The 23,225-nt window shown below is 51.1% G+C and carries 22 protein-coding genes and 6 tRNA genes; 7 read left to right on the forward strand and 21 right to left on the reverse strand.

The window, feature by feature from the left end:
* Positions 1-325 precede the first annotated feature (325 nt).
* From lnt to ACQGXV_RS24925, 4 genes are all read right to left on the reverse strand, one after another.
* Positions 326-1,855, reverse strand: coding sequence for an apolipoprotein N-acyltransferase (lnt, locus tag ACQGXV_RS24910; RefSeq protein WP_440867600.1), 1,530 nt, complete (start codon positions 1,853-1,855; stop codon positions 326-328).
* 7 nt (positions 1,856-1,862) lie between these two features.
* Positions 1,863-2,741, reverse strand: a complete 879-nt coding sequence (corC, locus tag ACQGXV_RS24915; RefSeq protein WP_440863529.1) for a CNNM family magnesium/cobalt transport protein CorC — start codon at positions 2,739-2,741, stop codon at positions 1,863-1,865.
* Between the two features lie 285 nt (positions 2,742-3,026).
* Positions 3,027-3,494: an rRNA maturation RNase YbeY gene (gene ybeY / locus ACQGXV_RS24920; protein WP_440863530.1), complete on the reverse strand. Its 468-nt coding sequence runs from the start codon at positions 3,492-3,494 to the stop codon at positions 3,027-3,029.
* Entirely contained in the window at positions 3,491-4,573 is a 1,083-nt protein-coding gene (locus ACQGXV_RS24925) for a PhoH family protein (RefSeq protein WP_440863531.1), read from the reverse strand. The genes ybeY and ACQGXV_RS24925 overlap by 4 nt, the downstream gene beginning before the upstream one ends.
* 183 nt (positions 4,574-4,756) lie before the next feature.
* On the opposite strand from ACQGXV_RS24925, the gene ACQGXV_RS24930 reads away from it, so the two are divergent.
* Both ACQGXV_RS24930 and ACQGXV_RS24935 read left to right on the forward strand, forming a co-directional pair.
* The gene (locus ACQGXV_RS24930) at positions 4,757-5,035 is read left to right on the forward strand and encodes a transposase (protein ID WP_440863532.1); all 279 of its coding nucleotides are present in this window, start codon (positions 4,757-4,759) and stop codon (positions 5,033-5,035) included.
* A complete protein-coding gene (locus ACQGXV_RS24935; RefSeq protein WP_440863533.1) occupies positions 5,032-5,883 on the forward strand; it encodes an IS3 family transposase in 852 nt (283 codons plus the stop codon). The genes ACQGXV_RS24930 and ACQGXV_RS24935 overlap by 4 nt, the downstream gene beginning before the upstream one ends.
* On the opposite strand, the gene ACQGXV_RS24940 is transcribed toward ACQGXV_RS24935, so the two are convergent.
* Genes ACQGXV_RS24940 through ACQGXV_RS24955 form a run of 4 tightly spaced genes read right to left on the reverse strand, consistent with a single transcriptional unit; the run spans position 5,835 to position 7,705 of the window.
* Positions 5,835-6,764 (reverse strand): IS30 family transposase, encoded by a 930-nt coding sequence (locus ACQGXV_RS24940; RefSeq protein ID WP_440863534.1) that lies wholly within the window; start codon positions 6,762-6,764, stop codon positions 5,835-5,837. The two genes, ACQGXV_RS24935 and ACQGXV_RS24940, sit on opposite strands and share 49 nt — an antisense overlap.
* Complete coding sequence (locus ACQGXV_RS24945) at positions 6,715-7,272, reverse strand: IS630 family transposase (protein ID WP_440867280.1); 558 nt, start codon at positions 7,270-7,272, stop codon at positions 6,715-6,717. The genes ACQGXV_RS24940 and ACQGXV_RS24945 overlap by 50 nt, the downstream gene beginning before the upstream one ends.
* Positions 7,196-7,561: an IS630 transposase-related protein gene (locus tag ACQGXV_RS24950; RefSeq protein ID WP_440862584.1), complete on the reverse strand. Its 366-nt coding sequence runs from the start codon at positions 7,559-7,561 to the stop codon at positions 7,196-7,198. Before ACQGXV_RS24950 ends, ACQGXV_RS24945 begins: the two co-directional genes overlap by 77 nt.
* The gene (locus tag ACQGXV_RS24955) at positions 7,562-7,705 is read right to left on the reverse strand and encodes a hypothetical protein (protein WP_440863535.1); all 144 of its coding nucleotides are present in this window, start codon (positions 7,703-7,705) and stop codon (positions 7,562-7,564) included.
* A 99-nt stretch (positions 7,706-7,804) separates the two neighbouring features.
* Between ACQGXV_RS24955 and ACQGXV_RS24960 the strand changes: the two genes are divergently transcribed.
* Positions 7,805-7,897, forward strand: coding sequence for a hypothetical protein (locus tag ACQGXV_RS24960; RefSeq protein WP_440867432.1), 93 nt, complete (start codon positions 7,805-7,807; stop codon positions 7,895-7,897).
* A gap of 259 nt (positions 7,898-8,156) precedes the next feature.
* Here ACQGXV_RS24960 and miaB read toward each other — a convergent pair whose 3' ends face one another.
* Complete coding sequence (gene miaB, locus ACQGXV_RS24965) at positions 8,157-9,581, reverse strand: tRNA (N6-isopentenyl adenosine(37)-C2)-methylthiotransferase MiaB (RefSeq protein WP_440863536.1); 1,425 nt, start codon at positions 9,579-9,581, stop codon at positions 8,157-8,159.
* Positions 9,582-9,790: 209 nt separating this feature from the next.
* Between miaB and ubiF the strand changes: the two genes are divergently transcribed.
* Both ubiF and ACQGXV_RS24975 read left to right on the forward strand, forming a co-directional pair.
* Positions 9,791-10,972, forward strand: coding sequence for a 3-demethoxyubiquinol 3-hydroxylase (ubiF, locus tag ACQGXV_RS24970; RefSeq protein ID WP_440863537.1), 1,182 nt, complete (start codon positions 9,791-9,793; stop codon positions 10,970-10,972).
* Positions 10,973-11,047: 75 nt separating this feature from the next.
* Positions 11,048-11,377 carry an SMR family transporter gene (locus ACQGXV_RS24975; RefSeq protein WP_222160002.1) on the forward strand — a complete coding sequence of 110 codons (330 nt, stop codon included), beginning with the start codon at positions 11,048-11,050 and terminating at the stop codon, positions 11,375-11,377.
* 410 nt (positions 11,378-11,787) lie between these two features.
* On the opposite strand, the gene ACQGXV_RS24980 is transcribed toward ACQGXV_RS24975, so the two are convergent.
* The 10 genes from ACQGXV_RS24980 to nagB all read right to left on the reverse strand — a co-directional run bounded on the left by ACQGXV_RS24980 (position 11,788) and on the right by nagB (position 18,063).
* A tRNA-Gln gene (locus tag ACQGXV_RS24980) sits at positions 11,788-11,862 on the reverse strand.
* A gap of 6 nt (positions 11,863-11,868) precedes the next feature.
* A tRNA-Met gene (locus ACQGXV_RS24985) sits at positions 11,869-11,945 on the reverse strand.
* A 69-nt stretch (positions 11,946-12,014) separates the two neighbouring features.
* A tRNA-Gln gene (locus tag ACQGXV_RS24990) sits at positions 12,015-12,089 on the reverse strand.
* Between the two features lie 29 nt (positions 12,090-12,118).
* A tRNA-Gln gene (locus ACQGXV_RS24995) sits at positions 12,119-12,193 on the reverse strand.
* 40 nt (positions 12,194-12,233) lie between these two features.
* Positions 12,234-12,318, reverse strand: a tRNA-Leu gene (locus ACQGXV_RS25000).
* A gap of 9 nt (positions 12,319-12,327) precedes the next feature.
* A tRNA-Met gene (locus ACQGXV_RS25005) sits at positions 12,328-12,404 on the reverse strand.
* Positions 12,405-12,649: 245 nt separating this feature from the next.
* Entirely contained in the window at positions 12,650-14,311 is a 1,662-nt protein-coding gene (gene asnB, locus ACQGXV_RS25010) for an asparagine synthase B (protein ID WP_440863538.1), read from the reverse strand.
* Between the two features lie 476 nt (positions 14,312-14,787).
* Positions 14,788-16,014, reverse strand: coding sequence for a DNA-binding transcriptional regulator NagC (gene nagC / locus ACQGXV_RS25015; protein WP_440863539.1), 1,227 nt, complete (start codon positions 16,012-16,014; stop codon positions 14,788-14,790).
* Between the two features lie 78 nt (positions 16,015-16,092).
* The gene (gene nagA, locus ACQGXV_RS25020; RefSeq protein WP_440863540.1) at positions 16,093-17,241 is read right to left on the reverse strand and encodes an N-acetylglucosamine-6-phosphate deacetylase; all 1,149 of its coding nucleotides are present in this window, start codon (positions 17,239-17,241) and stop codon (positions 16,093-16,095) included.
* 21 nt (positions 17,242-17,262) lie between these two features.
* Entirely contained in the window at positions 17,263-18,063 is an 801-nt protein-coding gene (gene nagB, locus ACQGXV_RS25025; protein ID WP_440863541.1) for a glucosamine-6-phosphate deaminase, read from the reverse strand.
* 303 nt (positions 18,064-18,366) lie between these two features.
* Here nagB and nagE point away from each other — a divergent pair, with 303 nt between their 5' ends.
* Together nagE and glnS are read left to right on the forward strand one after the other, a co-directional pair.
* Positions 18,367-19,863, forward strand: a complete 1,497-nt coding sequence (gene nagE, locus ACQGXV_RS25030) for an N-acetylglucosamine-specific PTS transporter subunit IIBC (RefSeq protein WP_440867601.1) — start codon at positions 18,367-18,369, stop codon at positions 19,861-19,863.
* Between the two features lie 230 nt (positions 19,864-20,093).
* Positions 20,094-21,752, forward strand: coding sequence for a glutamine--tRNA ligase (gene glnS / locus ACQGXV_RS25035; protein WP_440863542.1), 1,659 nt, complete (start codon positions 20,094-20,096; stop codon positions 21,750-21,752).
* A 77-nt stretch (positions 21,753-21,829) separates the two neighbouring features.
* On the opposite strand, the gene fur is transcribed toward glnS, so the two are convergent.
* A complete protein-coding gene (gene fur / locus ACQGXV_RS25040) occupies positions 21,830-22,276 on the reverse strand; it encodes a ferric iron uptake transcriptional regulator (protein ID WP_440863543.1) in 447 nt (148 codons plus the stop codon).
* Positions 22,277-22,610: 334 nt separating this feature from the next.
* Complete coding sequence (gene fldA, locus ACQGXV_RS25045) at positions 22,611-23,138, reverse strand: flavodoxin FldA (protein ID WP_440863544.1); 528 nt, start codon at positions 23,136-23,138, stop codon at positions 22,611-22,613.
* Between the last annotated feature and the right edge of the window lie 87 nt (positions 23,139-23,225).

Raw genomic sequence — 23,225 nt, forward strand, 5'->3', positions numbered from 1 at the left:
AAATCACTGCACTAAAATCATTTAGCACTATTTTGGTGCGCTAATTGCCCCATTAGGGTGCTTTTTCGCTGGTTTTCAGAGAACAAACAACGGAATCATCCCGTTACACTCTGTTATTCAATAAAAAAGCAAATAATGTGCCAATTGTGAAAATGGGAGATGGTAGGTATAGCCAACCGACTTAAAAATGATTACAGCCGATGCCCTGATATGTGGCAAAGAAGCATAGCTGGCTGTTATCAAAATAATGTCGCTTAGCTATATTACACAAAGGTATGGTGGGGATTGATGAGAAACCGGCAGGCCGTGCCTGCCGGTGGTCACGTTAACGCCGCAGGCGAGTGGCGCAGGCTATACCGGCCAGTACGGCGAGAATGATCCACATTGGCCAGGCGCCAAAGCGGGCATAAGGGGTGATGCCCTTGGTCGGTGTCACCTTGGTAAGCAGCACTTTGCGCGTAAACTGCGGCAGTTCGGCACTGATCTCACCCTGCGGGCCGATAACGGCAGTCACGCCATTGTTGGTCGCACGCAGCAGTGGACGCCCTAACTCCAGAGCACGCATGCGTGCCATCTGGAAATGTTGCCATGGGCCGATAGAACGACCAAACCAGGCATCGTTTGAAATGGTCAGCAGCATATCGGTATCAGGCAGGAAATTATCGCGTACTTGTTGACCGAGAATAATTTCATAGCACACCGTGGCAGTCATCCGTATGCCGTTGACCGTGAGCTGAGGCTGTTGGTAAGGACCACGGCTGAACGAAGACATCGGCAGATCGAAGAACGGCGCTAACGGGCGGAGCAGCGTTTCCAGCGGAACAAACTCACCAAACGGCACCAGATGATTCTTGTTGTAGCGATTGGTGCTGGGATAACGGTACGGTTCGCTGCCACCCAGCACGATAATGCTGTTGTAGAAGTCAACCTGCTCGTTTGTGCGGCGGCGAGCATCCACAACGCCGGTGACCAGACTGCTGTTGTGTGCACGCAGCAAGTCGTCGATGTACTGCAAGTAGTCTTGCTGACGCGTTTCTATATCAGGGATGGCCGATTCTGGCCAGATAACGATCGGTGCTTTATCCAGATAAGGCAGCGTGGCGTCGCGGTAGATATTCAGAATCTGTTGCAGCGCGTTGGGATCCCATTTTTGGGCCTGAGCAATATTGCCTTGCACCAATGCAACGTTCACCGCGCGCTCGGGTTGAGGCGTAAACCAGTGGATAAACTTCAACGGCCAGGGAAGCAGCAGCAGCGCAATGGCGCAGTAAAGCGGGATAGTTTTGCGCCGTGTGGTACCGAACACCAGCAGACCGGCAACGATGACCAACAAGAGGGTGATACCATCAACCCCAAGCAGTGGAGCCAGGCCTTGTAGCGGGCCGTCAATCTGGCTGTAGCCAAATTGCAGCCAGGGAAAGCCGGTGAGTACCCAACCGCGCAACCACTCAGTGAACTGCCACAGGACTGGCGCGACCACGATCAGACGCACCAGCGTCGTTCGCGGCCATATACGTGTTAACAGTCCTGAGAAGAGCGCGGGGTAAAGCGACAAATAGAGCGCCAGCAGCACCACCAGAAACACGTTAACGGCTTCCGGCATGCCACCGAACTCGGCGATGCTGACGTACACCCAGTTCACGCCGCTGCCAAACAGGCCAAAGCCCCAGCTAAAACCAATGGCGGAGGATTGCCGCCAGGTTCTGTTCAACGTCAGGGCTTGCAATCCGCACAGCGAAACCAGCGCGGCAGGCCAGAAATCAAACGGTGAAAACGCCAGGGTGCCCCAGGCACCGCAGAACAGCGCCAACACGATGCGCACCCGTTGGCGTCGTAAAACAGACATGACAGACATTGTCGAATTAAGGTTCCAGTGTTGGTTGAGGCGCCTCGTCAGGAATTCTGACATGAGTCTGAATGATACGTCGGCTGTCCGCCATGGCAACTTTGAACAGGTAACCGTTGATGTCGATGGTTTCACCACGCGCTGGCAGATGGCCGAAGGCCTGCATCACCAGCCCGCCGATGGTGTCCACTTCTTCATCGCTGAACTGGGTGCCAAACGCCTCATTGAAATCTTCAATCAGTGTTAACGCACGCACGGTATAGGTGTGTCGGTTCAGTTGACGGATATCGCGATCTTCTTCGTAGTCGTACTCATCTTCAATTTCGCCAACGATCAGCTCAAGAATATCTTCAATGGTGACCAGACCAGAAACACCGCCAAACTCATCGATGACGATAGCCATGTGGTAACGCAGCGAACGAAACTCGTGCAGCATGCGATCCACGCGTTTGCTTTCTGGCACCACGACCGCGGGACGCAGCACCTGTTCCATGCTAAATGGCTCAGCATCGCTGCGCATAAACGGCAGCAGATCCTTGGCCATCAGGATGCCTTCAATGTGATCCTTATCTTCGCTGATCACCGGAAAACGCGAATGCGCTGATTCGATAATCACATCCAAACACTCTTCCAGCGTTTGATTGTGTTTCAGTGTGATCATCTGTGAACGGAGTATCATGATATCCCGTACGCGTTGCTCCCCGATATCCATTACGCCTTCGAGCATGTCGCGGGTGTCTTGATCGATCAGATCGTTTTGTTCGGAATCACGGATAAAGGCGAGGAGGTCACTACGATCCTTGGGTTCACCATGAAAAAGCTGGTTAAAGATCAGTGAGAAGAATCCTTTCTTGGGACTGGGGCTATCGCTGTTTTGAGAATGGTCGTCGCTCATGGCGTTTTATTTACTGTATCTCTGGTTAGTCAATCATCATCAACTACGCAAAAGGGGCATGCGCTGTAAGACCATCAGGCGCGCGGGCGGGTTGATATAAAGGTGCACGGTGATAACCGCGCGTGGCGTTATTTTTAACCATAACGCCGTTACGCTATGATGACGAAGACGGCATCATAGCGAAAAGTGCGCCATCAAGAAAAATACCGAGGCTTATCGTAATCTACTGCATTTTTCATCATAACAGAATATACCCGCGATACTTCAACTTGCTGGTGTATCGGCTTACTCTTTTTCGGACAGATAAGGGTCCGCATAACCCATTTGCTGCATGATCTCGGTTTCCAACGCTTCCATCTCTTCCGCTTCGTCGTCCTCGATATGATCATAACCCAGCAGATGCAGGCAACCGTGTATCACCATATGTGCCCAGTGAGCGTCTGCGGTTAATTGCTGTTCAATGGCTTCCTGTTCCACCACCTGGCGGCAAATGATCAGATCGCCCAATAACGGCAGTTCGACTTCCGGCGGTGCTTCAAAGGGAAAAGAGAGCACGTTGGTGGGTTTGTCTTTGCCGCGATAGGTGTGATTCAGCTCATGGCTTTCCGCTTCATCGACGATACGAATGGTCACTTCCGCTTCTGGCTGAAACTGCGGCAGTACCGCCTCCAGCCAACGCTGAAAATCCTGTTCGCTCGGCAGTCCTGTTGTATTGTCGCTGGGGATCTGTAAATCGAGAATAACCTGACTCATTGTAACTCCTGCTTATCACCAGCCTCTGACGCGGCGGGTGTACTGACGGCTTGTGCTTCGCGTTTACGCTCTTCTGCCTGCGCGGCACGACGTTTCTGGTCGGCTTCTTCCCAGGCTTCATAGGCGTTGACGATGCGTGCGACCACAGGATGGCGTACCACATCTTCACTGTGAAAGAAGTTAAAGCTGATCTCTTCCACATCGGCCAATACGTCGATGGCGTGGCGTAGCCCCGATTTGATATTGCGTGGCAGGTCAATCTGGGTGATGTCGCCGGTGATGACGGCCTTGGAATTGAAGCCAATACGGGTCAAAAACATCTTCATCTGTTCGATCGTGGTGTTCTGACTCTCATCGAGGATGATGAAGGCGTCGTTCAGCGTGCGACCGCGCATATAGGCCAACGGCGCTACTTCAATCACGTTGCGCTCAATGAGTTTTTCCACGCGCTCAAACCCCAGCATTTCGAATAACGCATCGTAGAGCGGGCGCAGATAAGGATCGACCTTTTGGCTCAAATCACCGGGCAGAAAGCCGAGTTTTTCTCCCGCTTCAACGGCCGGGCGCGTTAACAAAATGCGGCGGATATCCTGACGCTCGAGCGCATCCACCGCCGCCGCGACTGCCAGATAGGTTTTCCCCGTACCCGCAGGGCCTACGCCGAAGGTAATATCATGGTCGAGTATGTTGGCGATATACTGCGCCTGATTCGGCGTGCGTGGCTTGATGATGCCGCGTTTGGTACGAATGTTGATCGCCTTGCCAAAATCCGGCACGCTCTCGGCGCTTTGATCCAGCACGCCCGATTCTTTGATTGCCAAATGAATCTGCTCGGGGTCAATATCCCCTTCCACGCCACGCACGGGGGCGGTATCAACATAGAGACGTTGCAGAATGTCTGCCGCCGCCTCAATGCACAGGCCTTTTCCGACCAGTTTGAATTTATTGTCTCGACGGTTGATTTCGATTCCGAGGCGGCGCTCTAACTGTTTGATATTACTATCAAAGGGGCCGCACAGGTTGAGCAGGCGTTTATTATCAGCAGGTTCGAGGGCAATCTCTTTTATCGTAACGTTCAAATTATTCCTCTTGGTATATCAAGGCTCGTCATCGTGAGTGATGAGAACAATAAAGTGCGAGATGATGATTGAATTATTTATCGGTAATAGGGAAAGGTGCAAGTGGCAATATGTTCATACCCGTCATACTGTAGTGGTTGAATAATCAGGACACTAAACTTACATCCAAAACGGAGGTGTTTAGTGAACCATAAACGACAATTTACCCCTGAGTTTAAAAAGGAAGCCGTTGCCCTGGTAACAGAGCAGGGCTATACGATAGCCAGGGCAGCAGCATCGCTGGGCATAAGCAACAAAACCCTGCATACATGGGTCTCGCTGGCACGCGAGCAGAGCAACGGCGTACTCAGCGATGATGAACGTGCAGAGTTAAAACGGTTACAAAAGGAAAACAAAGAGTTACGTGCAGAGAAGGAGATACTAAAAAAGGCGAGTGCCTTCTTCGCGAAACATATGTGGTGAAATACCGGTTCATTCTCGACAATGCCACTGACTTCAGCGTTCGTACACTCTGTCGGGTCATGCGTGTGACGGCCTCTGCCTGGTATGCATGGCGAAAAAAGCCCGCCGAACCGCTGCAAAAAGACGTGGAGGTCCGGGTCAGGTTAAAGGCGCTGTTCGCCGCCAGCAGGCAGGGAGCAGGAAGCCGGACGCTGGTCAAAAGGCTTTGTGGAGAAGGCATCATAATCAGCCGCTGGCAGGTGAGGAAACTCATGCAGGAAGAGGTGCTGGTCTGCCGACAGCGCCGGACTTATAAGGTCACGACAAAACCCCGCCCGGGTGCAGAGGTGGCCCCAAACCTGCTGAACCAGAATTTTAACCCGCCGGGACCAAATCAGGTGTGGGCGAGTGACATCACGTATCTGAAGACCGGTGAAGGCTGGCTGTATCTGGCGGCTATTATGGATTTGTACTCCCGGCAGATAGTGGGCTGGCAGGTGGACAGACGGGTGACCTCATCGCTGGTCTGCGGGGCCCTGATGAAGGCATATAACCTGCGAACTCGCCCGCCGGGCCTGGTGGTGCATACGGACAGGGGGGCGCAGTACACGGGACAACGCTTTCAGGCGCTGCTGAGCAGCTACAGGCTGAGGAGCAGTATGGGAGACGTGGGTGCCTGCTGGGATAATGCGGTGATGGAGCGCTTCTGGGGCAGTCTGAAACATGAATGGTTGCTGCTGGTACCCCAGCCAACACGGGCTTACATGGAGCATGATGTGGCGCCCCATTCCCAGTCGAAACGCAACAAAACGGTAGGGCATTATGCCGCCTGTAAGTGCGTTAAAAATACCTCATTTGGAGAACGATAACCCAGCGATTTTCGGCCTCGCGTATTGAGCAGGTGTTCGAGTGCTGCAACCTTGCGATGGGTGACATAATTGAAGTCCGTTCCCTTCGGGTAAAAACGCCGTATCAGCCCGTTGGTATGCTCATTCAACCCGCGTTCCCAGGAATGATATGGCCGGGCAAAGTAGACCGGTGCCCCCGTGACTTTTGTAATTTCCCCGTGCTGGGAAAATTCAGAACCGTTGTCAGCAGTCAGGGTTTTAAACTCGCAGAAGGTATTGGCAACGATGTCCCTGAAGGCCGCTACCACTGTCTCTGCTCGCTTGTTGGGCAGTTTGCGAATGATGACCAGCTTGACGGCTTTATCGACCACCGTCAGCAGGAATGATTTCTGATCTTTGCCAAAGATGGTGTCAATCTCGAAATGCCCGGGTTCCTGCTTGAGGTCAGCAACGGCCGGCCGCTGCTCAATGCCAACACGGTTGGGAATAGGACCGCGTTTGTTCTCATCGGTCTGATAGTTATACCGTTTACCCCGATGAGGGAGCTGCTGATACAGCTCACCGCCGGCCCGGCGCTCCTGCTGGATATAGCGATAGAGCGAGTTCTTGCTGACGGACAGGCCAAATTCCAGGACCAGGCGCCCACTGATGACCTCAGGTGAGGTGTGGGTAGACAGCGCCGTTCTGATAAAGTCCTGAATGTGCGGTTCAAGCTGGTTAATCACGCTGTCCGGCCGTGTTTTCTGCCGCCGCCCTCTGGCCAACGTTTCGGCCCTTCTGCAGGAATAGACCCCGTTGAAAGCGGCGTCGGTATTGCGTCTGAGTTCCCTGCTGATGGTATAGCCAAGCGACTTAATTTTGATTACACCATATGGACTGAGAACAAACTCTCTGTATCGCAACCCATCTCTCTTTTTTTGCTTTTTGCTTTTTGCTTTTTGCTTGTGCCCATTTATGCTCAATTGGGTTAAGATCTGGCGAATATGTAGGCAAATACTCCACCATATACCCTGCATCGATGATGACTTGTTGAATATTATGTTTTTTGTGAAAAGTGGCATTGTCCATCATGATTACACTGTTTTTAGGGAGTACTGGGATAAGGACTTGTGTGACCCAGGCATAGAAAACATCGCTGTTAATATTGATATCAAATAATCCGATAGCAAACAGCGTTGTGCCTAATAAAGCGCCGATAACATTTGTTCTTCCCCTAGCTCCCCAGTTCTTCAGGCCAAAACACCGTTGACCTTTTGGGGAATAGCCGTGAGTCCGTGGGGTATCGTGTGAAAAACCACTTTCATCAATAAAAACAATAGGTTTACCTTCTTTTTCATACTGTTGTTTTTTTTGTTGAAATCCCTGCCGGGCGTTTTCGTCGGCTTTCGGATGACGTAGAGTTTTTTTTATAGGTCAATCCCAGCTTTTTAAGCGCTTGCCAAATGGCCTTCTGACAAACGCCAAAACGCTCTGCACGTTCTTTTTGGTAAGCATCTGGATATTGTTCAACATCTTTTATCAACTCGGATTTATCGATCTTTCGCTGACGCGTGGTCGATGCTTTTGACTCTATTTGATTAATCCAACGCGATACAGAGGCAGGGCCAATCCGAAATTGCTTCGCTGTTTCTCGGATACTCAACCCTTCGTTTTTCCGTGTAGATATCACTTTACGTCTAAAATCAATTGAATAGCTCATTTAAATAATGTAATCAAAATTAAGTCGTTTAGCTATAGAACGAGGAAGCTCCAGTTCCCGGGCGATGGTGGCCTGGTTAACCCCATCACCACGCCGCTTTTCGATGTAGAACCGTTCTTTGTGAGTCAGATGTTTTCCCTGCATGCAACGGGATCTCCAGTAGGGCCAGAACGGTGATTTTATCCGACTCTGGCCAGTGGGTCACTTTGTTGCGTTTCGAGTGGGAATGGGGCGGCGACGTATATCCGCTACTACAACCTAGACAGGCATCATGCCGCTAACGGGGATCTGTCTCCGGTGCGTTATGAACAAATGGCTGAGAAAAAAGTGTCCTGATTTACTTGACCAGTGCATACCTCAAGTTGCAGAAGCGTTGGCGGCGTTCACTCACCCGGATCACTGACCTGAGTAAGCGCATCGGGATTCATTCGCTTGCCGCGTTACGAGACTCATTAATCAGCCTCGCCCTAAAGGGCCAGCGCAAACGCTATTCACAACGTTAACGTTTTGTCCTGCAACTCGAAGTATGTAGGGTATGTAATGGTGTGCAGCAGGTAAGTGCACGGGCGAGGACATCGCCCGTGCGGCGCATTCATCAGGGTTGGTAGAGGCCAACGCCGATATCATTCTCTTTACGAGTACGTGCAATCACGGAGGCCGGAGATTCGCTGATGCGCAGGCCCATCTGGTCTTCGGTTTTGACAACCACTCCGCGCAGTGAATTCGGACGAACGTCGACAATTTCAACGTCAACGAACTTACCGATCATATCCGGGGTGCCTTCGAAATTAACCACGCGGTTATTTTCCGTGCGGCCTGACAGTTCCATTACGCTTTTACGTGATGTTCCTTCCACCAAAATGCGTTGGATGCTGCCTAACATACGACGGCTGAACTGCATTGCCTGCTGGCTGATACGTTCTTGCAGAATGTACAGGCGCTGCTTTTTCTCTTCTTCGCTGACATCATCAACCATGTCTGCGGCAGGTGTCCCCGGACGTGCAGAGTAGATAAAGCTAAAGCTCATATCAAAATTGACGTCACCAATCAGTTTCATAGTTTGTTCAAAATCTTCCTGGGTTTCACCGGGGAAGCCGATAATAAAGTCGGAGCTGATATGAATATCCGGTCGCGCGCTGCGCAGTTTACGAATAATGGCTTTGTATTCCAACGCAGTATGGCGGCGTTTCATCATAGTCAAAATACGATCGGAACCGCTTTGCACCGGCAGATGAAGGAAACTCACCAGCTCTGGCGTATCTTCATAGACGCTGATGATATCGTCGGTGAACTCAATCGGGTGACTGGTGATAAAGCGCACGCGGTCGATACCGTCTATCGCGGCCACCAGACGCAGCAAATCGGCAAACGAGCAGATGCTGCCATCAAAATTTTCGCCACGATAGGCGTTGACGTTTTGACCCAACAGGCTAACTTCGCGTACCCCTTGTGCGGCCAACTGCGCAATTTCATATAAGACGTCGTCACAAGGGCGGCTGACTTCTTCACCGCGCGTATAAGGCACCACGCAAAATGAGCAGTATTTGTTGCAGCCTTCCATGATGGAAACAAATGCCGTTGGTCCTTCGGCACGAGGTTCCGGCAGTCGGTCAAATTTTTCAACTTCCGGGAAGCTGATATCCACCACCGGGCTATGTGTGCCCTGAACGTGGTTAATCATTTCTGGCAGGCGGTGCAGAGTTTGTGGGCCAAAAATCAGATCGACATAGCTGGCGCGTTCGCGAATATGCTCGCCTTCCTGAGAAGCAACACAACCGCCCACACCAATAATCAGGTCGGGATTGTTCTGTTTCAGCGCTCTCCAGCGGCCAAGTTGATGGAAAACTTTTTCCTCTGCCTTTTCACGGATAGAACAGGTATTCAGCAGCAGAACGTCAGCCTCTTCGGCCACCTCGGTCAGCTCATAACCGTGTGTACTTTCCAGCAGGTCAGCCATCTTGGATGAATCGTATTCATTCATCTGACAGCCCCAGGTTTTAATGTGCAGTTTCTTTGTCATCGACTTGTCATTACTCAGTGCGGGTGAAAAAGCGTATTACCAAATCATAGATGCCCGGAAATACGGACGGGGCACGTATTGTAATCTTTTGCTGCGGTTGTGACCAGCGCGCGAAATTTGTTGAGCGTTTTTTCGCAGAGTCAACGCGGTCGTCGAAAATCCAGTACACTATGCCTATCAGTCACACAGTTTGAGTCGATTTAGGCACGATGAACGGAATAAATCAACGGTATGATGCCATCGTGGTCGGTGGCGGGATGGTCGGTGCCGCAGTCGCGCTCGGACTCGCGCGCAACGGTTTTCAGGTCGCGGTGTTGGAGCAGGCTGCCCCCGCTGCCTTTATGGACGACGGTGTACCGGATATTCGGGTGTCAGCGTTGGGATATGCCTCTGTTGCACTGTTAAAGTCGTTGGGAGCATGGTCGGGCGTTGAGCAGATGCGCTGTGCGCCTTATAGTCGGTTGGAAACCTGGGAATGGGATGATGCACGCGTTGCTTTCAACGCTGACGACCTGCACCTGCCCGAATTGGGATTTATGGTGGAAAATCGGGTATTGCAACTGGCATTGTGGCAATGCCTGGCTGAGCAGCAGCGGTGTGATATTCGCTGCCCCGCGCAGATACGCAGCATGGTTCGCACGCCGGCGAGCTGGCATATCGCTCTGGAGAGCGGAGAGACATTGAGTGCGCCTTTGGTGCTCGGCGCGGATGGTGCGAACTCGCGTGTGCGCCAGTGGGCTGGCATTGGCATCAATGGATGGCAGTATCGGCAATCGTGTATGTTGATTGCCGTTGATACCCAGCAACCTCAACAGGATTGTACCTGGCAGCAGTTTACACCACAGGGGCCGCGCGCATTTTTGCCGCTGTTTGGGTCATGGGGTGCGCTGGCGTGGTATGACAGTCCGCGCCGCATTCGTCAGCTTCAATCACTGCCGTTGCCGCAGTTGGACAACGCGATTGCAGAAACTTTCCCCGCGCGTTTGTGGCCCGTGAAGTCGGTTGCCGCCGGGGCGTTCCCGCTGGTGCGGCGGCATGCACAACGGTATGTGGCTGAAGGCGTCGCCTTGGTGGGGGATGCCGCTCATACCATTAATCCACTCGCCGGGCAGGGCGTGAACCTCGGCTATCGTGACGCTGATGCGTTGATTGACGTTGTCACTGGTGCGCGGGATGCAGGGGAGTGCTGGCACAGTGAAGCCGTTTTGCTGCGCTATCAGCGTCGGCGTAAGGCCGATAACCTGTTAATGCAAAATGGCATGGACATGTTTTATAACGCGTTTAGCAATAGTTTACCGCCGTTAACCTTTGCCAGAAACATGGCATTGCTGGCTGCTGAACGTGCCGGTCATCTCAAAACGCTGGCGCTGAAATATGCCATCGGTGTGTAATGTGTCGGTGTTAGCATAGTGGCAATTGTCGATGTCTAAGACGCTTTGCGCGATTCTGTAAGGTAGCGGTTGTTTATGACGTATCTGTTTCTTTCTCTCGCCATTGTGGCGGAAGTGATCGCCACCTCGGCGCTCAAGCTTTCGGATGGCTTTAGTCGTTTAATGCCCAGCATCATTACGGTGATTTTTTATGGCGTGTCGTTCTATTGCCTCTCTCTGACCATGCGCACGCTGCCGACCGGCATCATTTATGCCATCTGGTCTGGGGTTGGGATTGTGCTGATTGCCACGGTGAGCTGGCTGTTTTACGGCCAAAAACTCGATTTGCCCGCGATACTGGGGATGTTGCTGATTATCCTAGGCGTGATTGTTATTAACCTGTTTTCCAAGTCGGTGGCGCATTGAAACGGTATCTTTGATAGGGGAGCCGAAGTGATCTTCGCTCGTTGATTCACGGTTTAACGTGCCTGCGACGATCGTCTCTCTCGGGGGGGGGGAGGGGCATTGACCGATGGAGACGATAGACGCAATGCGTCAATAACTATTGTCGCGCTGCGCTGAGGCTACTCGCCTTGGTAAGCTAAAGAACCCAACTGCGCCGTTGGTTTTTTTTGCCTGTTTGCTGTGCGTTAATGGCGTTAATCAGGACCGCTTTTTATGATTTAATCGTGAGTATGCGGATGTGGCTGAGAGGTAAAGACCTACCCGAGTTACCACTCGGTGGCCTTTAATCTTTATTGAATAACGCACAAAAGCAAACAGGGCGACGTCTTTCGACTGTCGCCCTGTTTGTCGCTGTATTACCAGCGTTTTTTTGGCTGGGGTACGAGGATTCGAACCTCGGAATGGTGGAATCAGAATCCACTGCCTTACCGCTTGGCGATACCCCAAAAATGTGGTGGCTACGACGGGAATCGAACCTGTGACCCCAGCATTATGAGTGCTGTGCTCTAACCAGCTGAGCTACGTAGCCAAATAGTACATCTTGGTTTTTTGCTTTTCAACAAAAACTTTTAACTTCAGTCACATAGCATCAATTACATGGCTGGGGTACCTGGATTCGAACCAGGGAATGCCGGTATCAAAAACCGGTGCCTTACCGCTTGGCGATACCCCAACAACGTGCAATCCGATGCGGCATTAAGGTGGCTGGGGTACCTGGATTCGAACCAGGGAATGCCGGTATCAAAAACCGGTGCCTTACCGCTTGGCGATACCCCAATACCCTAACATGCCTTGTTGCTTAACAACCGTGAAGTAATGGTGCGGGAGGCGAGACTTGAACTCGCACACCTTGCGGCGCCAGAACCTAAATCTGGTGCGTCTACCAATTTCGCCACTCCCGCAAGAAAAGATGGTGGCTACGACGGGAATCGAACCTGTGACCCCAGCATTATGAGTGCTGTGCTCTAACCAGCTGAGCTACGTAGCCATCTTTTCCGCGTCACCTTCATCGGCGTTGCGGGGCGCATTATGCGTAGTTGGCCGAATTGCGTCAACACATTTTTTCCCTAAAAACGCCTGTGACGGTTCGTTTGTTTGGGTTGTGAACAGTATGATGAGAAAAGCGACAATAAAACAGGTTTTCCTGGGACAAAAGGGAAAAAAACGGGCCCATAAAGGGCCCGTTTTTATTCGAGACAATTACCATAAGGCAATGTTCTATAACGGCTACGCTCAGTATGCTGATTGGTGAACGCCAACCGCACGACCTGAAGGATCGTCCATCTTTTTGAAGGATTCATCCCATTCGATCGCTTTTGCCGAAGAACAGGCGACAGAAGGGCCTCCAGGCACGCATTCTGCGGCGCTCGGTACCGGGAACAGCTCTTCGAAGATTTCGCGATACAGGTAGCTTTCTTTGGACGTTGGCGTGTTGTACGGGAAACGGAAATGGGCGGTTTCCAGTTGCTGATCGGTAACCTGTTTTGCTGCTACTTCTTTCAGCGTGTCAATCCAGCTATACCCTACGCCATCAGAGAACTGCTCTTTCTGACGCCAGGCGACGCTGTGTGGCAGGTAGGATTCAAAACATTCACGCAGAATGTGTTTCTCCATTTTCCCGTTGCCACACATTTTGTCCTGAGGGTTGATGCGCATTGCCACATCCAGGAATTTTTTATCCAGGAACGGTACACGCGCTTCCACGCCCCAGGCGGACATGGCCTTGTTGGCACGCGCGCAATCGTATTGATGCAGCGCGAGCAGTTTACGTACCGTTTCTTCGTGCAGCTCTTTGGCGTTAGGCGCTTTGTGGAAATACAGGTAACCACCGAACACTTCATCAGAGCCTTCACCGGACAGCACCATTTTGATGCCCATCGCTTTGATTTTACGTGACATCAGATACATTGGGGTAGACGCACGAATGGTGGTCACGTCATAAGTTTCGATGTGATAAATCACGTCGCGAATGGCATCCAGACCTTCCTGCACGGTGAAATGAATTTCATGGTGCACTGTGCCCAAATGCTCTGCCACTTCCTGTGCGGCTTTCAGATCCGGCGCACCTTCCAAGCCAAAGGCGAAAGAGTGCAACTGAGGCCACCAGGCTTCACTGCGCTCGTCATCTTCCACGCGACGTGCGGCAAATTTCTTGGTGATCGCCGAAATAACGGAAGAGTCCAGACCGCCAGAGAGCAGTACGCCGTAAGGCACATCGGACATCAGGTGGCTTTTCACCGATTCTTCCAACGCTTCACGCAGCGCTTCTTTGTCGGTCACGTTGTCTTTGACGGCATCGTAGTCGAACCAGTCACGACGGTAGTATTCGCGAATTTCGCCGTCTTTGCTCCACAGGTAGCTGCCTGCCGGGAATTCCTTGATGGTGCGGCATACTGGCACCAGCGCTTTCATTTCCGAGGCCACGTACAGGTTGCCGTGTTCGTCGTAGCCCATATACAGCGGGATAATGCCCAAATGGTCACGACCAATCAGGTACGCGTCTTTTTCACTGTCATACAGGGCAAAAGCGAACATGCCGCGCAGATCGTCTAAGAATTCCGGCCCTTTTTCCTGGTACAGTGCCAGAATGACTTCGCAGTCAGAACCGGTCTGGAAGGCATAACGGTCGCCGTACTGCTGGCGCAATGCCTGATGGTTATAGATTTCACCGTTGACAGCCAGAATATGGGTGTGTGCTTGGTTGTAGAGCGGTTGGGCACCGGTGTTGACGTCAACGATAGACAGACGTTCGTGGGCCAAAATCGCTTTTTCATTGGCATAAATACCAGACCAGTCCGGGCCGCGGTGGCGCATCAGTCGAGATAGCTCCAGCGCTTTTTTACGCAATTCAACCGGATCGGTTTTGATATCCAACACACCAAAAATAGAACACATAAAGAACTCCCTCTTGCTCACCTGTCTGAAGTGAAATAACACGGTTATGGCGTCAGCAACCTTGCGTGGGACGATGCCACAGCGGTTCGCGTTGCCTTCTGCTGTACCAATGACAATGATTTAGCATCAAAATGCCACTTGAATTCAATATCATTTAATGAAAAAAAGCCTTTGGCATGTGTTTTATACAATGCGAAAGGCTTGTTTATGAAAAAATGATAATCAGTGTCGCTATTGAGGGCGAATTTTTGCTGATTTCATAATCCCGCAAACGTCCACGATCAAAAGGGCTCGAGTAAATGGGCTTTGTTGAATAATTTAACATGCTGATTTACATAATTATTATAACACTTCAACAACTAAGTTTTCCAGCCGTAATGCTTTTTATTGTGCTAACTACTTGATTTGTCGTTCTAACAAAATACAGTCTCTGTACATGCATTCTACCTAAAGAAGATGTAAATCAAACGGTTAAATTATTCAACAAAGCCGAGTAAATGCTGCAGCAGGACACCGTTAAGCATGGCGCGTTTTACCAGCGCGAAAGCCCCAATGGGGGAGAGGTGGTTCAATGTGGAGACTTCAATCGGCAGGTGCTGCCGGAATTCTTTCAGCACCTGTGTGTTGATGCAGCGTTGAATGGCAGGCAGCAGAATTTTCTCGGCATCGGTGATCTCACCCGCAATCACGACCTTTTGCGGGTTGAACAGGTTAATGGCGATGGCAAGCGCTTTGCCTAAATATTTACCTGCATGCTCAAGCACATCTTGCGCTAGCGTATCACCCCGATTAGCGGCTTTGCAGATGGCGGTGATGGTGCACTCTTCGCGCGTCAGTTTGCTGCTGAACCCTTGCGACAGAAGGTGAGCGAAACGTTGCGCAATCGCTCCGTTGGACACCACCGTTTCCAGACAGCCAAAGTTGCCGCAGTGGCAGCGTTCGCCAAGGGGATCGATTTGAATATGCCCGATTTCGCCCACGTTGCCGTTGCTACCGAGGAAGATTTGCCCGTTGACTAAAATACCTGCACCGGTGCCACGGTGAACCCGGACCAGAATGGAGTCAGGGTAGTCGTGAGTGACGCCAAAATAGTGTTCAGCCAGCGCCAGGCTGCGAATATCATGGCCGACAAAGCACGTGACCTTGAAGCGCTGTTGAAGCAACTGTACCAGCGGCCAGTTATCGACGCTAATGTGCGGCATGTAATGCACAATGCCCGCCGAGGGATCGACCAAGCCGGGGAGCACGACTGAGATAGCGATCAGTTCCCGAATACGACGTTGATTGATGGCAATAAAGTCGCTGATCGCGTCAAACAGCGAGGCTTCCAGCGTATCCTGTGTACTTTCTGTCAACGGATAGTGGGCATCGCACAGCGATTTGCCCTGAAGATCGTAGAGCGCAATCGTGGCACCGTGGCGACCCAGACGCACGGCGATCGCGTGGAAAGGCCGCGTTTCACAAATGATGGAAATGGCACGACGCCCACCGGTAGAGGCCTGTTGGTCAACTTCTTTTATCAGCCCACGCTCCAACAACTGCCGCGTGATTTTTGTGACGCTGGCCGGCGCCAACTGGCTGAATTCGGCTATCTGAATGCGGGAAATGGGGCCTTGTTGATCAATCAGACGATAGACAACGGCACTATTTAACTGCTTGACCAGATCAACATTCCCTATTTGTGCTTGTCCGCCTGTCGTCATTCTTGAACGCTCGCTTATCTTTCCGGCCTCGTTTTATATCCCCCTTACCTCAGACAGCCTAAGCGTTTGCTGCACGTGTTATCGCGTATAGACGCTATTGCCATTCACGAAGGTATGAAGGACGTTGTACCCATCATCGAATACTGTCAGGTTGGAGATTTTTCCACTTTCGATACTGCCTAATCGATCGTCCAGATGCATGGCGCGCGCTGGGTAAAGGGTTGCCATGCGCAGCGCTTCATCTAGCGCAATACCGACATGTTGCACGCTGTTCTTGACGGCATCGATCATCGTCAGTGCCGAACCGCTTAGCGTGCCGTTATCATCCACGCACAACCCATCACGGTAGTATATGGTTTTACCGGCAAAAGTGAACCTATCGATATCAGCGCCAGCTGGGGCCGTGGCATCGGTGACCAGCACGAGCTTCTCACCTTTGATCCGTTTGCTGTTGCGGATATTGGCCCAATCAACGTGCATGCCATCGGCAATGATGCCGCAATAGATCTCAGGGGCGTCATAAATAGCGCCCACCAAACCCGGTTCGCGTCCGCTAATATACGGCATGGCATTAAACAGGTGTGTGGCAAAGCGAATACCGGCAGCAAATCCCCGTTTTGCTTCCTGCCAGGTGGCATTGGAATGCCCTGCCGAAACCACGATCCCCGCCTGGCTAAGCTGTCGAATCATCGCGGCTGGCACCTTTTCCGGTGCCAGCGTGATTTGACCAATCACATCCGCATTGGCACAAAGATAGTCAACCAGCTGTTGCTCGGGCGCACGGATTAGGCGGGCATCGTGCGTCCCTTTTTTTATTACATTCAGCCACGGTCCTTCAATGTGCAGGCCGAGTGCCTGATTGGCGTGTAACGCGAGATAAGCACGCAGGGTTTCAACCGCGTGCTTGATAAAAGCATCACTGGAGGTGATAAGCGTAGGGAGAAAGCTGGTGCAGCCAGAGCGTTGGTTGGCCTGCTGCATGGTTTCCAGCGTGGCAATGGAAATGGCATCAATGCTGTCATTGAACTGGACGCCACCGCAGCCGTTAAGCTGTAAATCGATAAAGCCGGGGGCCACCGAAGCACCCTTCAGATCGTGGCGCGGCAGGGTGTCGGGAAGATCGGATTCGGGACACACGCTGTCGATCGTGTCATCGTTGATAACGATAGCATGGTCATCCAGTATTTGGTGCCCGGTATAGATACGACAATGGGTTAACGCATACATCTTGAACTCCCGGCTTACAGATTAAAGACCGATAATGCTTTCAGCTTCCAACTCGTGGAAGTATTTCACGGTTTTTACTTTCAACTCCATGGTCGAGGGCTCATCGCAAACAATGATTGCCTTGGCATGCAGTTGCAGACAACTGATGGTCCACATGTGATTCACATTGCCCTCTACCGCTGCCTGTAACGCTTGAGATTTATTACGGCCAGACACCAGAATCATCACTTCCTCTGCATCCAGCAGAGTGCCGACGCCGACGGTAAGTGCGTATTTGGGAACCTGGGACACATCACCCTCGAAGAAACGGGAATTCGCGGTGCGGGTCTCTTCTGTCAACGTTTTGATCCGTGTACGGGAGGCTAAGGATGAGGCGGGTTCATTAAACGCAATATGCCCGTCATTACCTACCCCGCCCATGAACAGGTGAATTTTGCCGTAGGAGGCCATTTTCTCTTCATAGCGTTGGCATTCTGCCATCACATCTGGAGTGTTACCGTTCAACAGGTTAATATTTTCCTGCTGAATATCAACGTGATTGAAGAAATTCTCATACATGAACGTGTGATAGCTTTGCGGATGTGCGGCTGGCAGACCGACATATTCATCCATATTAAATGTCACCACGTGTTTAAAACTGACCAGCCCCGCGTTGTGCATCACGATAAGCGCTTTGTAGGCTTCTAACGGCGAGCTGCCTGTTGGCAGGCCTAATACAAAAGGGCGCTCAGCGCTGGGATTAAAGGCATTAATGCGCTGCACAATGTGTCGTGCCGCCCATTTGCCTACCTGCTCTGATGTGGTTACGGGAATAAGTCTCATATATAAATCTCCGGATAAGCGTTCCAAAACCAGTGAACCGATTTGCTACTGTCTGGATGATAAAGATAGGTTATTAGTTAGTCTAGCCTGTTTTTTTTATCTTGAAATAAGCTGGGGCTATCGATAGGTATAATGATTTAATATGCGGATGTTTTGCGCGTTATGTCACAAAATGTCAGGGTTTAATTTGCGTGGCGAATTATTTTTTTTACACTTCAAGCACAAGCCGCCTGGTATGGGATGGCTGCTGTGAATCAGTTTAACGGGCAGTTTAGTATCCCCTGGCGGGAGAGAGAGGATAATGTGAGTGTTCTTAGCTATTTGCAAAGGGTAGGCCGAGCGCTGATGGTGCCAGTGGCGACGTTGCCAGCCGCAGCGATTCTCATGGGGATAGGGTACTGGATCGATCCAAACGGTTGGGGGAGTGAGAGCGCGCTGGCGGCGTTGCTGATCAAATCCGGCGCCGCAATCATTGAAAACATGGGGGTGCTGTTTGCGGTGGGCATTGCTTACGGCATGTCCAAAGATAAAGACGGTGCTGCGGCGCTAACCGGGTTCGTCGGTTTTCTGGTGTTGACCACGCTGTGCTCCCCTGCGGCCGTTTCAATGATCCAGCATATCCCGCTGGCGGAAGTGCCTGCGGCGTTCAGCAAAATCCAAAACCAGTTTATTGGTATTCTGGTCGGTATTATTTCGGCTGAGCTCTACAACCGTTACAGTCATGTCAAATTGCCCGAAGCATTGTCGTTTTTTAGCGGGCGTCGGCTGGTACCGATCTTGACCTCGTTCCTGATGATCGTTGTTGCCTTCATCTTGATGTATGTCTGGCCAGTGATTTTTAGCGCGTTGGTCACGCTGGGCGAGCATATCCAGCAGTTGGGATCGGTGGGAGCGGGCGTATACGCGTTCTTCAACCGCCTGCTGATCCCTGTCGGGTTGCACCACGCGTTAAACTCGGTGTTTTGGTTTGATGTGGCGGGCATTAACGATATCCCTAATTTCCTTGGTGGACAGCAGTCTATTGATGCGGGCAAAGCGGTTGTTGGTATCACGGGACGCTATCAGGCGGGGTTCTTCCCCATCATGATGTTTGGTTTACCGGGCGCAGCGTTGGCGATTTATCACTGCTCGCGTCCCGAAAACAAAAGCAAAGTGGCAGGGATTATGATGGCCGCCGCGTTTGCCGCTTTCTTTACCGGGATCACCGAGCCGCTTGAATTTTCGTTTATGTTCGTAGCGCCCGTGCTGTATGTGCTGCATGCTGTGTTGACTGGGATTTCAGTGTTTATCGCCGCAAGCATGCATTGGATTGCAGGCTTTGGCTTTAGCGCCGGATTGGTCGATATGGCGCTCTCTTCGCGCAACCCGCTGGCAACCCAGTGGTATATGCTGATTCCACAAGGGTTGGTGTTCTTTGCTATCTACTATGTGACGTTCCGTTTCACCATCAAACGGTTCAACTTGCTAACGCCGGGACGCGAGCAGTCGGTTGATGGCAGCGAGACAGATGGTTTTACGCTGAATCAAAGTGTTGCCGAAAAGACGGTGAATGATACGACAGCTCTGGCTCAGGGATATTTGGCGGCGCTGGGCGGTAAAGCCAATCTGGTGGGGATCGATGCGTGTATCACACGTCTGCGGCTCAATGTGGTGGATTCTGCGCAAGTGCATGAGGCACAGGCAAAACGCTTGGGGGCGGCAGGGGTTATCCGCTTGAATAAACAGAATGTACAAATTGTCGTGGGGACTCAGGCAGAAGCGATCGCCACGGCCTTGAAGCAAATCCAAAACGGGCAGTAATCATTGTATTGTCCGCGTTGAATGGTGCGGCGTGGGGCATTTCTCACGCCGCATTTTTTATCACCGTTGGTATTACAAGATGTTCACTTTCAGTTACCTCATGCGTAATCATCAGCAGTTTTGCTTCTTTCTGTGTATTTCATAAGATTTAGTGCAAGTAACTGTTGTGTCCTGCCGTAGCTTATTGGATCATTGCGGGTTATGTGTCGTTTTGCATCGAGGAATCAAGCATGAGTGAGGCAGAAGCCCGCCCAACCAATTTTATCCGTCAGATCATTGATGAAGATCTGGCGTCTGGAAAACACAGCCTGGTACAAACCCGTTTTCCGCCGGAACCTAATGGCTACTTGCATATCGGCCATGCCAAGTCCATTTGCCTCAATTTTGGGGTGGCGAAAGATTACAACGGTCAGTGTAATCTGCGTTTTGATGACACCAACCCGGTGAAAGAGGATATCGAGTACGTCGAGTCGATCAAGCAGGATGTGCAATGGCTGGGTTTCTCCTGGAGCGGAGAGATTCGCTACTCTTCTGATTATTTTGACCAGTTGCATCTGTACGCCGTCGAACTGATTGGCAAAGGGCTGGCCTATGTGGACGAACTCTCTCCCGAGCAGATTCGCGAATACCGTGGCACGCTGACCTCCCCCGGTAAAAACAGTCCTTACCGCGATCGCAGCGTTCAGGAAAACCTGAATCTGTTTGAAAAAATGCGCAATGGTGGATTCGCTGAGGGCACCGCCTGTCTGCGCGCCAAGATAGACATGGCATCCCCGTTCATTGTGATGCGCGATCCGGTGCTGTACCGCATCAAATTCGCCGAGCACCACCAGACCGGGAAAAAATGGTGCATCTATCCCATGTACGATTTCACGCACTGCATTTCCGATGCGCTGGAAGGGATTACGCACTCACTGTGTACGCTGGAGTTTCAGGATAACCGCCGCCTGTACGATTGGGTGTTGGACAACATAACCATTCCTTGCCATCCGCGCCAGTATGAATTCTCGCGCTTAAACCTGGAATATGCAGTGACGTCCAAACGTAAACTGAATCAGCTGGTGACGGAAAATGTGGTTGAAGGGTGGGACGATCCCCGTATGCCTACCATCTCCGGCCTGCGCCGCCGTGGTTACATGGCTGCTTCTGTGCGCGAATTTTGTCGTCGTATCGGCGTGACCAAGCAGGACAATAATGTCGAAATGGCGGCGCTGGAATCCTGCATTCGTGACGATTTGAATGAGCATGCACCGCGTGCCATGGCGGTGTTGGATCCGGTAAAAGTGATTATCGAGAACCTGCCAGAAGGCCACGAAGAGTGGGTTTCCATGCCGAATCATCCGAATAAGCCGGAAATGGGCACCCGTCAGGTGCCGTTCAGCCGTGAGATTTATATCGATCGTGCCGACTTCCGTGAAGAAGCGAACAAACAGTACAAGCGTCTGGTGCTGGGTAAAGAAGTGCGCTTGCGCAATGCGTATGTCATCAAGGCTGAACGCGTTGAGAAAGATGAACTGGGTGTTATCACCGCGCTGTATTGCACCTATGATGCTGAAACGTTGAGTAAAGACCCGGCTGACGGGCGTAAGGTAAAGGGCGTTATCCATTGGGTTTCTGCCGCACATGCGTTGCCGGCGGAGTTCCGCCTTTACGATCGCCTGTTCAACGTGCCAAATCCAGGTGCTGCGGATGATTTCCTCGCAACGATCAACCCGGATTCGCTAAAAGTGGCTCAGGGCTTTGTTGAACCGAGTTTGGCAAAGGCCGAAGTGGAAAAAGCCTATCAGTTTGAACGTGAAGGGTATTTTTGTGCCGATCGTCGTTATTCGAGCGAAACACATCTGGTGTTTAACCGTACAGTCGGTTTGCGTGATACCTGGGTTGGCTGAGGCCAGCGTTTGACTGAAATGAAAAAACCGCCTGCGTGGGCGGTTTTTTTATGGCATCAATCAGAAAAGAGCCTGGCTTATTTCGGGTCGTGGAGCGTTTCTTCTTCACGGCAGTCGCCCGTACTGCAATGACCATAAAGGTACAAACTGTGGTTAGTCAGTTTGATGCCGTGTCTGTCTGCGATTTCGCGCTGACGCGCTTCGATAGATTCATCACGGAATTCAATAACGCTTCCGCAATCCAGGCAAATAAGATGGTCATGGTGGTGTTGCTGTGTCAGCTCGAACACTGACTTACCACCTTCAAAATTATGACGGGTGACAATACCGGCATCGTCAAACTGGTTAAGCACGCGATAAACGGTCGCCAGACCGATCTCTTCGCCCATATCTATCAGTTTTTTATATAAATCTTCCGCGCTGACGTGATGACACTCCGGATCCTGCAACACTTCCAGAATCTTCAGTCTTGGCAGAGTGACTTTCAAGCCGGCCTTCTTTAATGCGGTGTTATTGTCAGTCATGCGGGTTTAGTCCTGTTACTTTCTCGTCGATGGGGGCAATTAAGCCTATGACATCGGTCGGCTCAAAAATTGTAATGGCGTCTCAATTATAGAACCGCGCATTAAAAATGAAAACCATGGGATGTTAACAATACCGTCTCCATAAAGAAAGTGTGCATTCGCGCGCAATCTCTTGTTGTAAAATGGAGAAAATTGATAAACGTACAAAAGCGATGGGTACTATTGTACATGCTTAGACCGGGAAGTTAAAAAAATGTTTCTATTAATTTAATAGATTTTATCTATTAATAAAGCCCTGACATTGCTATCAGGGCTTTATGTGAAACAGGGGAGATCAACCCACCAGCGTTTTCAGGTTGAGTTCTTCGCTGATTTGTTTGACCCAAGTACTGACGCGTTCACTGGTCAGCTCAGGTTGGCGATCTTCATCAATGGCCAGACCGATGAAATGGTTATCGTCTGCCAGCCCTTTAGACGCTTCGAAATAATAACCTTCGGTTGACCAATTGCCGACGATGGTTGCCCCGCGCGGTTCAATAATGTCGCGCAGCGTTCCCATCGCGTCACAAAAATATTCTGCGTAATCTTCTTGGTCGCCACAGCCAAACAAGGCAACGATTTTTCCATTGAAATCAATTTCTTCCAATGTCGGAAAGAAATCGTCCCAATCACACTGGGCCTCACCATAGTACCAGGTCGGAATGCCAAGCAGCAGGATATCAAACGCTTCAATATCTTCTTTGCTGCTCTTGGCGATGTCATGAACCTCTGCAACATCACTGCCCAGTTGCTGTTGGATTGTCTTGGCAATGTTTTCGGTATTGCCGGTGTCACTGCCAAAGAAAATGCCTATGAGTGCCATGGATAAAATAACCTCTTTATTCTTAATGGTATGGTGCGGTTTATCACCTACATATCAAGTAATAATATCAGACGCTGGGGGTGGGAA

Source organism: Symbiopectobacterium purcellii (assembly GCF_052050035.1).
GTDB classification, from domain to species: Bacteria; Pseudomonadota; Gammaproteobacteria; order Enterobacterales; family Enterobacteriaceae; genus Symbiopectobacterium; species Symbiopectobacterium purcellii_A.

What these genes read in the sequence shown, in the direction of transcription:
- fur (WP_440863543.1), bottom strand. Translation starts at nt 22,276, where the DNA reads ATGACTGACAATAACACCGCATTAAAGAAGGCCGGCTTGAAAGTCACT.
- glnS (WP_440863542.1), top strand. Translation starts at nt 20,094, where the DNA reads ATGAGTGAGGCAGAAGCCCGCCCAACCAATTTTATCCGTCAGATCATT.
- corC (WP_440863529.1), bottom strand. Translation starts at nt 2,741, where the DNA reads ATGAGCGACGACCATTCTCAAAACAGCGATAGCCCCAGTCCCAAGAAA.
- fldA (WP_440863544.1), bottom strand. Translation starts at nt 23,138, where the DNA reads ATGGCACTCATAGGCATTTTCTTTGGCAGTGACACCGGCAATACCGAA.
- ACQGXV_RS24950 (WP_440862584.1), bottom strand. Translation starts at nt 7,561, where the DNA reads ATGAGCTATTCAATTGATTTTAGACGTAAAGTGATATCTACACGGAAA.
- ybeY (WP_440863530.1), bottom strand. Translation starts at nt 3,494, where the DNA reads ATGAGTCAGGTTATTCTCGATTTACAGATCCCCAGCGACAATACAACA.
- ACQGXV_RS24955 (WP_440863535.1), bottom strand. Translation starts at nt 7,705, where the DNA reads ATGCAGGGAAAACATCTGACTCACAAAGAACGGTTCTACATCGAAAAG.
- ACQGXV_RS24975 (WP_222160002.1), top strand. Translation starts at nt 11,048, where the DNA reads ATGACGTATCTGTTTCTTTCTCTCGCCATTGTGGCGGAAGTGATCGCC.
- nagB (WP_440863541.1), bottom strand. Translation starts at nt 18,063, where the DNA reads ATGAGACTTATTCCCGTAACCACATCAGAGCAGGTAGGCAAATGGGCG.
- nagA (WP_440863540.1), bottom strand. Translation starts at nt 17,241, where the DNA reads ATGTATGCGTTAACCCATTGTCGTATCTATACCGGGCACCAAATACTG.
- ubiF (WP_440863537.1), top strand. Translation starts at nt 9,791, where the DNA reads ATGAACGGAATAAATCAACGGTATGATGCCATCGTGGTCGGTGGCGGG.
- asnB (WP_440863538.1), bottom strand. Translation starts at nt 14,311, where the DNA reads ATGTGTTCTATTTTTGGTGTGTTGGATATCAAAACCGATCCGGTTGAA.
- miaB (WP_440863536.1), bottom strand. Translation starts at nt 9,581, where the DNA reads ATGACAAAGAAACTGCACATTAAAACCTGGGGCTGTCAGATGAATGAA.
- lnt (WP_440867600.1), bottom strand. Translation starts at nt 1,855, where the DNA reads ATGTCTGTCATGTCTGTTTTACGACGCCAACGGGTGCGCATCGTGTTG.
- nagC (WP_440863539.1), bottom strand. Translation starts at nt 16,014, where the DNA reads ATGACGACAGGCGGACAAGCACAAATAGGGAATGTTGATCTGGTCAAG.